The organism is Pseudoalteromonas phenolica (assembly GCF_005886345.1).
Lineage (GTDB): Bacteria > Pseudomonadota > Gammaproteobacteria > Enterobacterales > Alteromonadaceae > Pseudoalteromonas > Pseudoalteromonas phenolica_A.
Genome location: NZ_PNEC01000035.1, coordinates 30,400 through 43,717, shown reverse-complemented (window position 1 = coordinate 43,717; position 13,318 = coordinate 30,400). Strand labels below are relative to the sequence as shown.

The 13,318-nt window shown below is 42.3% G+C and carries 12 protein-coding genes; 11 read left to right on the top strand and 1 reads right to left on the bottom strand.

The genetic code is table 11. The features are described from left to right. Window positions 1–23: 23 nt before the first annotated feature. The gene (gene queG, locus CWB72_RS13390) at window positions 24–1,157 is read right to left on the bottom strand and encodes a tRNA epoxyqueuosine(34) reductase QueG (RefSeq protein ID WP_138632184.1); all 1,134 of its coding nucleotides are present in this window, start codon (window positions 1,155–1,157) and stop codon (window positions 24–26) included. A gap of 12 nt (window positions 1,158–1,169) precedes the next feature. Here queG and CWB72_RS13385 point away from each other — a divergent pair, with 12 nt between their 5' ends. The 11 genes from CWB72_RS13385 (at window position 1,170) to CWB72_RS13335 (ending at window position 13,292) form a co-directional block, all read left to right on the top strand. Beyond that, window positions 1,170–2,648 carry an NAD(P)H-hydrate dehydratase gene (locus tag CWB72_RS13385; protein ID WP_138632181.1) on the top strand — a complete coding sequence of 493 codons (1,479 nt, stop codon included), beginning with the start codon at window positions 1,170–1,172 and terminating at the stop codon, window positions 2,646–2,648. A gap of 2 nt (window positions 2,649–2,650) precedes the next feature. Next, window positions 2,651–3,136: a tRNA (adenosine(37)-N6)-threonylcarbamoyltransferase complex ATPase subunit type 1 TsaE gene (gene tsaE, locus CWB72_RS13380; RefSeq protein ID WP_138567317.1), complete on the top strand. Its 486-nt coding sequence runs from the start codon at window positions 2,651–2,653 to the stop codon at window positions 3,134–3,136. After that, entirely contained in the window at window positions 3,114–4,454 is a 1,341-nt protein-coding gene (locus CWB72_RS13375) for an N-acetylmuramoyl-L-alanine amidase (RefSeq protein ID WP_436409855.1), read from the top strand. The genes tsaE and CWB72_RS13375 overlap by 23 nt, the downstream gene beginning before the upstream one ends. A gap of 6 nt (window positions 4,455–4,460) precedes the next feature. Continuing rightward, window positions 4,461–6,326 (top strand): DNA mismatch repair endonuclease MutL, encoded by a 1,866-nt coding sequence (mutL, locus tag CWB72_RS13370; RefSeq protein ID WP_138632175.1) that lies wholly within the window; start codon window positions 4,461–4,463, stop codon window positions 6,324–6,326. A 23-nt stretch (window positions 6,327–6,349) separates the two neighbouring features. Next, complete coding sequence (gene miaA / locus CWB72_RS13365; RefSeq protein ID WP_212747893.1) at window positions 6,350–7,243, top strand: tRNA (adenosine(37)-N6)-dimethylallyltransferase MiaA; 894 nt, start codon at window positions 6,350–6,352, stop codon at window positions 7,241–7,243. Window positions 7,244–7,317: 74 nt separating this feature from the next. Continuing rightward, on the top strand, window positions 7,318–7,587 hold the full coding sequence (gene hfq / locus CWB72_RS13360) for an RNA chaperone Hfq (RefSeq protein WP_130254041.1): 270 nt from the start codon (window positions 7,318–7,320) through the stop codon (window positions 7,585–7,587). A 19-nt stretch (window positions 7,588–7,606) separates the two neighbouring features. Further along, a complete protein-coding gene (gene hflX / locus CWB72_RS13355; RefSeq protein ID WP_138632169.1) occupies window positions 7,607–8,896 on the top strand; it encodes a ribosome rescue GTPase HflX in 1,290 nt (429 codons plus the stop codon). A gap of 99 nt (window positions 8,897–8,995) precedes the next feature. Then, complete coding sequence (gene hflK / locus CWB72_RS13350; RefSeq protein WP_138632166.1) at window positions 8,996–10,168, top strand: FtsH protease activity modulator HflK; 1,173 nt, start codon at window positions 8,996–8,998, stop codon at window positions 10,166–10,168. 5 nt (window positions 10,169–10,173) lie between these two features. Next, entirely contained in the window at window positions 10,174–11,055 is an 882-nt protein-coding gene (gene hflC / locus CWB72_RS13345) for a protease modulator HflC (RefSeq protein ID WP_058030977.1), read from the top strand. A 178-nt stretch (window positions 11,056–11,233) separates the two neighbouring features. Continuing rightward, window positions 11,234–12,550 carry an adenylosuccinate synthase gene (locus CWB72_RS13340; RefSeq protein ID WP_058030976.1) on the top strand — a complete coding sequence of 439 codons (1,317 nt, stop codon included), beginning with the start codon at window positions 11,234–11,236 and terminating at the stop codon, window positions 12,548–12,550. Window positions 12,551–12,668: 118 nt separating this feature from the next. Beyond that, entirely contained in the window at window positions 12,669–13,292 is a 624-nt protein-coding gene (locus CWB72_RS13335; RefSeq protein WP_138632163.1) for a tetratricopeptide repeat protein, read from the top strand. The last annotated feature ends 26 nt before the right edge of the window (window positions 13,293–13,318 follow it).

Sequence of the window (13,318 nt, the reverse complement as noted above, 5' to 3'; positions counted from 1 at the left end):
GATCAAGTCTGAGCTAGTACATTTTATGCATCGCGCGGCAGTCCTTTCTCAATAATTCGGATTAACCGCGCTTGCTTCCTATCAAGTTCCTCTTTTTTACTTCTCTGTTGTGTGAGTGCCCACTCTATATGTTCTTGTACGAGTTCTGAGCTATTAGGCAATGCTAGAACAAGTTTATCAATAATGTCTTGATTAAATGGTGCATTCCCTAATCCAACCGCTAAATTACGTTGCCAGCGTTCAAAACCAATGCGACGAATTGGGCTACCTTCGGTATTTTTCAAAAACGTTTCTTCCGTCCAATTAAATAAAGTTAGCAACTCTTGATCTTTTAAGTTTTTCCGTGGGGTGAAATCATCTTCTTGGGTGAGTTGACCAAAGCGGTTCCAAGGACACACGAGTTGGCAATCATCGCAGCCATACACACGATTGCCAAGTAATGGGCGGTATTGCTTAGGAATGGGCCCTTGAAGTTCAATTGTCAAATAGGATATGCATTTACGAGCATCCACGACATAAGGCTCAACAATGGCACCTGTTGGGCATAATGTTAAACAGGCGGTGCATTTTCCGCAGCCCTCTTCGTTATTTGGCTCGTCTATGGGTAACGGTAAATCGACAAATAATTCACCTAAGAAAAACCATGAACCCGCTTGCTTATGAATGAGTAAACTATTTTTTCCTCGCCACCCAAGTCCAGCCTTCTCAGCGAGTTGACGCTCTAGAACAGGCGCTGAATCAACAAAAGGGCGAAACCCAAACTGTCCAACTTCTTGCTCTATTTTTTGACCTAGCTTTTTTAATTTGTTCCTGATCACTTTGTGATAATCGCGACCCAATGCATAGCGACTTATATAGGCTGTTGCTTTATTTGCTAGTGCTTTGGCAAAACTGGCCTCAGGTGGTAGATAGTTCATTTTTACACTAATAATGCGTTGAGTACCTGGGACTAGCTCTGCAGGTCTGGCACGTTTCATACCGTGTGCAGCCATATAGCTCATTTCGCCATGATAACCGTTATCTAGCCAACGTTGCAGTTGAGCTTCATGTTCAGATAGATCGATATCCGTGATCCCAACTTCGGCAAAGCCAAATTCTTTTCCCCATTGCTTAATTTTTGCAGCAAGTTCAATATAATCAATATTAGTGGCAGTCACGGAATTATAATCTTGGAAGCTAAATACACTGCTAATTTACCACAAGACGCTTATACAGCACAGCAAGTGAAAGCTAATGAAGCGCAAGCTGCACAAAAAATGGGCTTGAGTTTATGGCAATTAATGCAACGAGCAGGCGAAGCCGTTTTTAGCTTATTTGAAAACGAGTTAGTGAATGCTGAGCGAGTTTTGATCTTGGCTGGAAAAGGAAATAATGCTGGTGATGCTTACTTGCTTGCAGCTCACCTTCAGCAAACTGGGCGTCAGGTATTAGTTTATAGTGTCTTCTCTACGACTCTTTTGCAAGGTGATGCGCTTAAAGCTTTTCAGCATGCGAAATTATGTGAGGTGGCGTTTAGTGCGGGCTGGCCACAACAAGGTAATTTTGATGTGATTGTCGATGGTGTATTTGGTACGGGCTTTAGTGGCGACTTAGCAGCACCTGTTGCGGCAATTTTCCAGCAATGTGAACAAAGTACGGCAATTAAAGTCAGTATAGATGTGCCAAGCGGTGTTAATGCGACGACCTCTGTAGTTGCCCAAGGTGCATTTAAAGCTGATTTTACTTTAACCTTTATCGCACTTAAACAAGGCTTGTTAACCGGTCAAGCAGTTTCACATTGTGGTCAGTTATTACTTGCTGAACTAGATGTTGTCGAGGCGTTTAAAACACTCACACTCCCTTCTGCAAGTTACTTAAATCAGACAGCACAACTTGCTTATAGACCGATTCGACAAATCGATAGCTATAAAAACCAATGCGGTCATGTATTGCTTATAGGCGGTGGCAAAGGCATGGCTGGCGCTATCAGATTAGCTGCAGAAGCGTGTTTAAGATCTGGAGCTGGGTTAGTGAGTGTGGCAACTCATCCAGACAATGTTGCAATGGTATTGCAAGGGCGTTATGAGCTTATGGTTCATGGCGTGGAGCAAACTGAAGATTTAATTGAATTAATGGGCAGGGCAGATGTTGTAGTAATTGGACCCGGCTTAGGTCAAACAACATGGTCAAAGAGTATGTTTAATGCATTATCTGAGTTTTCAGGCTCTGTTGTTTTCGATGCTGACGCCCTAAATCTATTAGCAAAGCAGCCAAGGGTTTTATCTGAGTGCGTGTTGACCCCTCATGTTGGTGAAGCAAAACGTTTACTCAATGAAGAATATGAAATTACAGCACGATTTAATGTAGCCAAGAAACTACATGAAAAATATGCTGCGTCAGTAGTATTAAAAGGTCCCGGAAGTTTAGTTTGTGATAAAAATAGTATGGTAATTAACCGCTCGGGCACACCGGCAATGGCCAGTGCTGGGATGGGGGACGTATTATCTGGTATGATTGCTGCTTTGATTGCGCAAGGCCTCACTCCTTTTAATGCTGCGCACCTTAGTGTGTATGTGCACGGTTTAGCTGCACAGATAGCAGCTAAAGAAGGAGAAAAAGGGTTACTGGCCAGTGACTTATTCGTTTATATTCGACGTTTATTAGGATAAACATGCATAATACCTTTACTCTAATATTAGAAAATGAAGCTGCTACAGTAGATATGGGCGGTGTGCTTGCAAGGCTTGTTCAACAAGGTGCTGTAATTTTTTTACACGGCGATTTAGGTGCAGGTAAAACAACGTTAACGCGAGGTATAGTGCAAGGGTTAGGTCACACAGGTAAGGTTAAAAGCCCGACTTATACCTTAGTTGAACCTTATGAACTAGAACATTGTTCAGTGTATCACTTTGATTTATATCGCTTAGGTGACCCAGAAGAACTCGAATATATGGGGATCAGAGATTACTTTGCACCGTCGTCAATATGTGTGATTGAGTGGCCAGAAAAAGGGCAAGGGTTTATCCCGACTCCAGATTTGAATATTACTATGCAGTACCTAGGGGAGCAAAGACAGATCAGTATTGAAGCTGAATCTGAACGGGGTATTGCGTTATTAAATACGCTACAAAATGATGAACAATCTAAGAATAATTAAAATAATACAGTTAAGTCTCATCTTTTGCCTGTTGCTGAGTGTATCGGCATGGGCAAAAAATAGCATCGAAGGGGTTCGGGTCTGGCCTTCGCCCGAGAGTACTCGCGTGGTGCTTGATATGTCGGCTAAACCTGAATTTAGCTACTTTATGCTAAAGAACCCTCTACGTTTAGTGGTTGATTTAGAAAATACAAAAAAGCATAACAAGCTACCGACAATTCCTAAAGAACATCGTGTCATGTCGAAACTGCGTTATAGCAAACCAAAAAATGCTAAAAGTACGCGTTTGGTATTTGATCTTACCCGCTCTGTGAAGCCTGTTATTTTTGCTTTAGCACCTACAGGACCTTATAAAAATCGTTTAGTAATAGATTTATATGGTAAGCAAAAGAGTTTAGAAGCGAACGATACGAAGAAAAAGCGAGAACGCGTAACTGATCGAGATATTATTGTCGCGATAGATGCCGGTCATGGTGGTGAAGACCCTGGTTCGATTGGTCCTTCAGGCACCTATGAAAAAAATATAACGCTCCCGATTGCAAAACGGCTGGCGAGAATGATTGATGCAGAGCCAGGTATGCAAGCAAGACTCACTCGCACGGGAGACTACTTTCTTAAGCTGAATACACGTACTTCTAAAGCAAGACAAAAACGTGCTGATTTTTTCGTGTCTATTCATGCTGACGCATTTACTCGGCCAGAGCCTAATGGCACCTCCGTTTGGGTATTATCGCTTCGACGCGCGCAGTCAGAAACAGGTAAATGGCTAGAAGACAGAGAAAAGCACTCTCAGCTATTAGGTGGTGCGGCTGATTTAATTAAAGATACCGCAAACGAACGTTATCTGGCAAAAGCACTGCTAGATATGTCAATGGATCACTCTATGAAAACCGGTTTTACCGTTGCAGAAGAAGTCGTAAGAGAGCTGAAGAAAGTCTCTAAGTTGCATAAGAAAACCCCTCAGTCAGCTAATTTTGGAGTTCTAAAGTCACCTGATATACCGTCAATTTTGGTTGAAACAGGATTTATCTCAAATCCAAAAGAAGAAAAAATGCTTAAAACGGCACGTCATCAAGAGCGACTTGCTCGTGCAGTTTTTAAAGCTATTCGTGCTCACTACCAAAAGAACCCACCAGATGATTCATTATTTGCTCGCTTAAAAGAAAATAAGCCCATGCAGCATAAGGTCAAGCGTGGTGAGTCATTAAGTTTATTAGCACAGCGTTACGGCACCACAGTATCAGCGCTGAAAAAAGCCAATAAACTGAGTAAAAATACTTTGTACATTGGTCAAGTATTAAAAATTCCTAAAGTGTAAACTTGCATGAGCATTGAAATTTTACCTGCCCGTTTAGCAAACCAAATTGCTGCGGGTGAAGTGGTTGAAAGGCCAGCCTCTGTTGTAAAAGAGTTAGTCGAAAATAGTATTGATGCGGGAGCAAACCGCATCACAATAGATATTGAACGCGGTGGACATAAGCTGATCCGCATTCGTGATAATGGTCACGGTATTGCAAAAGATGAACTCACATTGGCGCTCTCTCGCCATGCGACCAGTAAATTGAAAAGTTTAGATGATCTCGAATGCATCTCATCTTTGGGGTTTCGTGGTGAAGCTTTGGCATCAATCAGCTCGGTATCGCGTCTTACTTTAAGTTCAAAGCCCGCAGAGCAAGAAACAGCTTGGCAGGCATTTGCTGAGGGAAGAGACATGGCCGTGCAAGTACAGCCGACTGCTCACCCCAATGGCACCACGATTGAAGTTAAAGATTTATTTTTTAACACCCCAGCTCGACGTAAGTTTTTACGTACCGAAAAAACCGAATTTAGCCATATTGATGAGCTGGTGAAGCGCATTGCGTTAAGCCGTTTTGATGTGGCAATTACCCTGACTCACAATAAGAAAGTGGTTCGTCAATATCGTGCTCGAACGCCAGAGCAGGGTAGCGACAGAGTAGCACAAGTGGCGGGTAAAGCGTTTGCAACCGACGCAGCATATATCGAATCCGGTGCAGAAGGGCTAAAACTATACGGTTGGGTATTACCGTGTGGAGATAATGGCAATTCACAATATACCTATGTAAATGGTCGTATGATGCGAGATAAACTGATTTTGCATGCGATACGCCAAGCATTTGAGGAACAGATGGGGCAAATAGAATTGCCCGGCTTTGTAATTTATCTTGAATTAGACCCAAGACAAGTGGATGTGAATGTGCATCCGGCCAAGCATGAAGTGCGCTTTCATCAAGCGCGTTTAGTTCATGATTTTATTGTGCAAGCAGTGAAACAAGTGGTATTTATGCCAGAGCAAAGTAGCTTGAGTGCAGAGACACAACCAGGTTATGTCGAAGATGCTCAGCAGCAGAACTATCGCTCAGAGCTGACCTCCGCATCTGAGCCTCTTGTATCAGTCCCTTCAGGGTTTGATTTTACGCCCAAACCTAGCCAATTTTCATCAAGTGCAGGGCAAAGTAGTAGGGCGAATTCAACTTCATACTCTGGGGCGCGTGCAACTGCAAACCAGAATACGACTGAGCAAACTAAGCATCAATATAATGCCAATGAGTTTTACCAAGCACTGACACCGCAAACTCAAACATTAGTATCTGCAGAGGCTTTTTCACTTGAAGAAAATGTTCCAAATGCAGCTCGCACTGAAGTCGACATTATGCCTTTGTCAGAGGGCATGTTGTTTGTTAAAAAGCAAAATCATATTCTGTTAAGTCATTATAAGTATGCTTTATTACCTTTATGGCTAGCTGATATTGAGCAAGATGCGGCATTGACTGGTAAGGCTTTATTGTTACCTGTTCGAGTAAATTTAGACTCTGTAAATAAGCAAGCGCTTGAGAAGAACCAATCTTGGTTGACTCTACTCGGCTTTGATATTCAGTTTTTTGAAAAATATATCATGGTTAAAAAACTGCCGATCAATGTGTATAGCATAGATGTGGCTGAGCTAATTAACCGTACGTTAGACTGTTGCACAAATGAGTTTAGTGATATTCAGCATTGGCTTGAGTGGTTATATGAGCAGTCGCCAAGTAGTTATTTTGCTAGTGATAGCTTTGCGAGTTTACAAATAAAAATAGAAAACAATACACAATGTCTTTCAGCAATAGAGAGAAAAGCAGTTAAACTAGACAGTAATATGTTTAAAATAATTTTAGAACAAGGCGCACAGTGAGTAAGTTACCTGTCATTACCCTTATGGGCCCAACAGCTGCTGGTAAAACAGCACTGGCAATTGAGTTATGTCAGCATCTAGACACAGAGATTATCAGTGTCGATTCTGCATTGGTGTATAAAGGGATGGACATTGGTACAGCAAAACCCAATGCGGATGAATTAGCGCAAGCGCCACATAAATTGATTGACCTGATCGATCCCAAAGAGAGTTACTCGGTTGCAGAATTTAGACGTGATGCCATTGAGTGTATCGATGCGCTACATGCTAAAGGTAAAGTGCCCATTTTAGTCGGCGGCACCATGATGTATTTTAAGGGGTTAATAGAAGGCCTATCACCTTTGCCTGAAGCGGATGACAAAGTCCGTGCGCAGTTAGAAAAAGAAGCCAATGAGCTTGGTTGGCCAGCACTTCATGCACTTTTAACTGAAGTTGACCCAGAAGCGGCAGCGAAGATCAGTGAAAATGATTCCCAACGAATTAATCGTGCATTAGAGGTGTATCGTTTAACAGGCAAAACCATGACAGAGTTGCAGCAACAAAAGCAGCCTGAATTACCTTATACGTTTCATCAATTTGCCATCACCCCTTCTGACCGTAAAGTCTTACATGACAGAATCGAAAAAAGATTTAAAATAATGTTAGATCAGGGGTTTAAAAATGAAGTTTTGGCCCTATATCAGCGAGAAGACTTACATTTAGATTTACCGTCGATACGTTGTGTTGGATATCGACAAATGTGGGAACACTTAGCCGGCGAATACGATCACGATGAAATGTTATTTAAAGGAGTCGCGGCGACGAGACAACTCGCAAAGCGACAATTAACTTGGTTGAGGGGATGGCCAAATGTGACTTGGTTAGAGACTGATGCGCAAGAAAACTTGCAACGTGTTCTAACTTCGCTAAGCTATTAGTAGTTGATAAATCAAGCTGTTCGAGTTTTCTCAACAAAGAAAATATAATAACACCTAAAACGAAGGATAAGACAATGGCAAAAGGCCAATCTTTACAAGACCCATTTTTGAATGTACTACGTCGTGAACGCATTCCTGTTTCAATTTTTTTAGTTAACGGCATCAAATTACAAGGTAAGATCCAATCATTCGATCAATTCGTAATCTTACTTGAAAATACAGTGAACCAAATGGTTTACAAACACGCTATCTCAACTGTTGTGCCAGCTAGAGCAGTAAATTTCCAATCTGCACAAGGCGGTGATAACTCAGATAATTCTGGTAGCGAAGAAGGTAATTATTAATTTTTTAGGAGCGTAATGCTTGTTTGACCGTTATGAAGCCGGCGAACAGGCAATCTTAGTCCATATCGACTTTCAAAATGAAGGAGATCGCGAAGATCTCAGAGAGTTAGAAATGTTGGTATCTTCTGCTGGTGTTAGAAGTTTGGCGGTTGTGCAAGGCAGTCGCCAAGCACCGCATGCCAAACTGTTTGTCGGAACTGGTAAAGCAGAAGAAATCGCTGAGATTGTCAAAATCCACAATGCAGATGTTATCATCTTTAATCACCAGCTCAGCCCCTCTCAAGAAAGAAACCTAGAGAGTATCTGTAAGTGTCGTGTATTAGACCGAACGACGCTGATTTTAGATATTTTTGCCCAGCGAGCACGTACTCACGAAGGTAAATTACAAGTTGAGCTTGCCCAGCTTAGACATATCTCAACGCGTCTGATCCGAGGTTGGACCCACTTAGAACGTCAAAAAGGCGGGATTGGCTTACGGGGTCCGGGTGAAACTCAGCTTGAAACCGATCGTCGTTTATTAAGAGAGCGTATAAAAAGTATACGTAAAAGACTTGAGAAAGTTGCCACGGTTCGAGAGCAAGGCAGGCGTGCGCGTAGTCGAAATGAAGTACCTACCGTGTCTTTAGTGGGTTACACCAATGCGGGTAAGTCTAGCTTATTTAATTTTGTTACTGATGCTGAGGTTTATGCTGCAGATCAGCTCTTTGCGACACTTGACCCAACCCTTAGAAAGTTAGAAATAGACGATATTGGTCCAGTTATTTTTGCTGATACGGTAGGTTTCATAAGGCATTTACCACACGATTTAGTAGCTGCGTTTAAAGCGACACTGACTGAAACCCGTGAAGCAGATCTACAATTACATGTGATAGATGTTGCTGACAATAGAAGAAAAGAGAACATAGAAGAGGTACAATCGGTTCTTAAAGAGATCGAAGCAGATGAAATTCCTCAGCTTTTAGTCTATAACAAGATTGATCTCTTAGAAGATGTTAAGCCAAGAATTGATTTTAACGACGAAGGTGTGCCAATTCGAGTGTGGTTGTCAGCACAGACTGGCGAAGGTACCGAGTTACTGCTAGAAGCTATCTCTAAGCTACTGGTAAAGAAAGTGTTTGCTCACACACTTTGCGTACCACCTGCATCAGGTAAATTACGTGGAGCGCTGTTTAATTTAAATGGCGTAAAGCAAGAAAACTATGATGAGCAAGGTAACTGGCTGCTTGATGTCCGTATCCCACAAGTTGATTGGGAAAGGTTGAAAAAAGAACAAGGTGCAAATATCGAGCAGTTCATCGTTTCAGTTTAAACAAAGACTGTTACGATTTTCTTCGCATAAAGATATAAGTCATGCGAGATATTTGTTAGATTTAACTTAATTCATTTTAGATAACAATGGAGTATAGCTATGGCCTGGAATGAGCCGGGTAAGAATGGCAATGATAACGATCCGTGGAAAAACCGCGGTGGTAAAGATCAAGGCCCACCCGATCTTGACGAAGTATTCCGTAAATTCGGCGATAAATTTGGCGGTATTTTTGGCGGCAAACCTGGTGGTAGTAATGGTGGTTTAGGCGGTGCAGGTATTACCTTTGTATTGCTAATTGCTATCGTTGTTTGGGCTCTAAGTGGTATTTATACCGTGAAAGAAGCAGAGCGAGGCATTGTATTACAGTTTGGTAAATTCGATCGAATTGCTGAGCCAGGCTTACGCTGGAAGGCAACGTTTATTGAACAAGTAATTCCAATCGACATCGAAGCGGTTCGTTCGTTATCAGCGTCAGGTTTCATGCTGACTGAAGACGAAAATGTAGTGAGTGTTGAATTCGAAGTTCAGTATCGTGTTGTAGACCCAACGCTATATCGCTTTAGCGTGACAGATGCTGATCACAGCTTACAGCAAGCGCTTGATAGTGCGCTTCGTTATGTTGTTGGTCATTCACGCATGGACCAAGTGTTAACTACGGGTCGTGAAGTGGTTCGCCAACGTACATGGGACGAGTTAAATAAGATTATCGAGCCATACAACCTAGGCTTAATCGTCACTGACGTTAACTTTAAAGATTCTCGTCCTCCAGCTGAAGTAAAAGACGCGTTTGATGATGCGATTGCTGCACAAGAAGATGAAGAGCGTTTCATTCGTGAAGCAGAAGCATACGAGAGAGAAATCGAGCCGCGTGCACGTGGTCAAGTTACACGTATGACACAAGAAGCTGAAGGTTACAAAGAGCGTATTATCCTTGAAGCACAGGGTGAAGTAGCACGATTCGAGCAGCTTTTACCTGAATATCAAGCGTCGAAAGAAGTAACTCGTCAGCGCCTTTACATCGATATGATGGAAGAAGTATTAGGCAGTAGTAGTAAAGTGTTGGTTGATGTCAAAGGCGGTAACAACATGATGTATTTACCGCTTGATAAGATCATGCAGCGCAGTGGTCAACAGGGTGCCATGACTCTACCAAATGCGAATGACTTAAATCAATTACGCCAAACTTTAGGCCAGCAATCACGTAATAACAGTACTGTGAATAGCACTAGAGACCGTTTTTCAAATGACAGATATAACAACAATGGGAGATAAGCGTTATGAGAAATTTTAGTTCTATCCTCTTAATTGTTGCCGTGTTGATGTCATTTTCATCGGTGTTTGTTGTTAAAGAAGGTCAGCGAGCGATTGTTTTACTATTTAGTAAAGTGCAAAAAGACAGTGAAGATAATGCGGTTGTATACGGCCCTGGTCTTCATTTCAAAGTGCCTTTCTTTAGCCAAGTAAAGCAGCTTGATGCGCGTATTCAAACGCTTGACGGTGCACCAGATCGTTTCGTAACAAGTGAGAAAAAAGACTTGATCGTTGACTCGTTTGTTAAATGGCGAGTGAATGATTTCAGCGCTTACTACCTGCGTGCGCGTGGTGATAAGCAATATGCTGAAACACTTCTTAAGCAAAAAGTGAATAACGGTCTGAGAACTAACTTCGGTAACCGTACAATCAAAGAGATTGTATCTGGTGAGCGTAGTGAGTTAATGGCAGAAGCCTTGGTGCAAGCATCTGAGAGTGCGACTGAGTTAGGTATTGAGGTGTTAGACGTTCGTGTAAAACAAATCAACCTACCTAATGAAGTCAGTGAATCAATCTTCCGTCGTATGCGTGCTGAGCGTACTGCGGTAGCTAAAGAGCACCGCTCTGAAGGTCAAGAGAAAGCTGAAACAATTCGTGCAGAAGTGGATCGTCGCGTGACGGTTATGCTTGCTGATGCTGAGCGTAATGCGCGAAGCGTACGAGGTGAAGGTGATGCTACAGCTGCTAAAATCTACGCTGATGCATACAATAAAGATGCGGAATTCTTCGGTTTCGTTCGTTCTTTAGAAGCATATAAGAAAACCTTCAATAACAAAGGCGATGTTATGGTGCTATCACCAGACAGCGAGTTCTTTGACTATATGAAGGATGCGAAAGGCGCGAAGTAATTAAATAGCGCTCGCATTTTCTAATTCAAAAGCCCTGACTTTTTCAGGGCTTTTTTGTTGCATTTCAAAACATTGTTTTATTCACGCCCACAGTACAGAAAAAATACCACTTTTACGGTTATCTTCGTTGTCATTTTCTGGTAAAATCCTCGCCTAATTTTTTCTAAGTGATATTGCAATGGGTAAAAACGTCGTTGTACTAGGCACCCAATGGGGTGACGAAGGTAAAGGTAAAGTAGTTGATCTACTAACAGATAAAGCTTCTCTTGTTGTGCGTTATCAAGGTGGCCACAACGCGGGTCATACTTTGGTGATCAATGGTGAGAAAACAGTTCTACACTTAATCCCGTCAGGTATTTTACGTGACAACGTTAAGTGTGTAATTGGTAATGGTGTTGTATTAGCACCTGACGCGTTAATGAAAGAAGTTGGTATGCTTGAAGAGCGTGGCGTACCTGTTCGTGAACGTCTACTTATCAGTGAAGCATGTCCTTTGATCTTGCCTTACCACGTAGCATTAGACCAAGCGCGTGAACTAGCGCGTGGTGAAAAAGCGATTGGTACAACTGGTCGTGGTATCGGTCCTGCCTATGAAGATAAAGTGGCTCGCCGCGGTCTTCGTGTTGGTGATCTATTCAACCCAGAGCAGTTTGCTGCAAAACTTAAAGAAATTCTTGAGTACCATAACTTCACATTAGTTAACTACTACAAAGTAGACCCAGTTGACTTCCAGAAGACTTATGACGATGCAATGGCTGTTGCTGATATTCTAAAAGCAATGGTTGTAGATGTAACTGAGCTACTTGACCAAACACGTGAAGCTGGCGACAACATCTTATTTGAAGGTGCTCAAGGTACACTTCTTGATATTGACCACGGTACATACCCATATGTAACGTCGTCAAACACAACAGCTGGTGGTGTTGCGACGGGTGCAGGTTTCGGTCCACTTAACCTAGATTATGTACTTGGTATCGTTAAAGCTTACACGACGCGTGTAGGTTCAGGTCCTTTCCCTACAGAGCTTTACGATGGTCTTGATAAGCAAGATCCAGTAGGTAAGCACTTAGGTGACAAAGGTCATGAGTTCGGCGCGACTACAGGTCGTTTACGTCGTACTGGTTGGTTCGATGCTGTTGCAATGCGTCGCGCTGTACAGATCAACTCAATTTCAGGCTTCTGTTTAACTAAACTAGACGTACTTGATGGTGTTGAAACTATTAAGATCTGTACTGGTTACCAGTTAGAAGATGGCACAGTAACAAACGTTACACCTCTTGCAGCTGAAGGCTACGAGAAAGTAACGCCTGTTTACGAAGAAATGCCAGGTTGGTCTGAAAATACGTTCGGTGCAACGTCAGTAGAGCAGCTTCCTGAAGCGGCTATCAACTACATCAAGCGTATCGAAGAGATCACAGGCGTACCAGTAGACATCATCTCTACAGGTCCTGACCGTATCGAAACAATGATTGTTCGTAACCCATTTGGTGCGTAATTCAATCTTGTTAAAAAAAGCTGCTTCGGCAGCTTTTTTTGTGCCTGAATTTTTTGGGCTGTTTAACTTTGGTATATTTATTGAATGATTTGAGCGTCATTTATATGGGTGAGTGTTTATGTTTCAAAAGCGTCATTTAATCGGCTTACTATTAGCCAGTATTAGTCAACCCTCTTTTGCACAGCCGGAAGAGTTAAAAGCAGTGCCGCTCTACACCCAAGCTGAATTAATTGAGTTGATTAAAAAGAACCAGCATTTAAAACGTGTCAAAGATGATGAATGTCAGCTCGTGCAGGATATCGAAGCTCGTGCAGAAACCATGGCGTTGCCCTCGTATCAATTTCTGTATGGTGACATGTTGGCCTATGCAGTGTGTGTAGAGCGCGATGTTGAACTTGGCCTGTATTATATGAAACAAGCTGCAGAGCAGGGCTTAGCGTCAGCGCTGGAGCAGTTAGGGCGATATTACGATGTTGGACAGCTTGTACAAGCTGATAAGGCAATGGCCATTACTTATTTGCGTGAAGCCGCTGCGCAAGGTGATTTAAAAGCGCAAATGCGTTTAGTGCGCTTATTCAATGAAGGTCATGGCAGCCCAAGAGATTATGAAGACGCTTATAGGTGGTTATTTCATTCTGTTGTTGCAGATAAAAAGCTGCATAAGCAAATAGAATTATCTTTGGCTAATCTAGCGAAGAAAATGCCTGCAAGCGTGGTGAGGCGAGCCAGACTGCCAATCTAGACGTAATTAGCAATCAGCCTTTTTAA

Excerpts from the sequence above, each read along its gene's own strand:
- tsaE (WP_138567317.1), top strand. The coding sequence starts at position 2,651 with ATGCATAATACCTTTACTCTAATATTAGAAAATGAAGCTGCTACAGTA.
- CWB72_RS13375 (WP_436409855.1), top strand. The coding sequence starts at position 3,114 with ATGAACAATCTAAGAATAATTAAAATAATACAGTTAAGTCTCATCTTT.
- mutL (WP_138632175.1), top strand. The coding sequence starts at position 4,461 with ATGAGCATTGAAATTTTACCTGCCCGTTTAGCAAACCAAATTGCTGCG.
- miaA (WP_212747893.1), top strand. The coding sequence starts at position 6,350 with ATGGGCCCAACAGCTGCTGGTAAAACAGCACTGGCAATTGAGTTATGT.
- hfq (WP_130254041.1), top strand. The coding sequence starts at position 7,318 with ATGGCAAAAGGCCAATCTTTACAAGACCCATTTTTGAATGTACTACGT.
- hflK (WP_138632166.1), top strand. The coding sequence starts at position 8,996 with ATGGCCTGGAATGAGCCGGGTAAGAATGGCAATGATAACGATCCGTGG.
- hflC (WP_058030977.1), top strand. The coding sequence starts at position 10,174 with ATGAGAAATTTTAGTTCTATCCTCTTAATTGTTGCCGTGTTGATGTCA.
- CWB72_RS13340 (WP_058030976.1), top strand. The coding sequence starts at position 11,234 with ATGGGTAAAAACGTCGTTGTACTAGGCACCCAATGGGGTGACGAAGGT.
- CWB72_RS13335 (WP_138632163.1), top strand. The coding sequence starts at position 12,669 with ATGTTTCAAAAGCGTCATTTAATCGGCTTACTATTAGCCAGTATTAGT.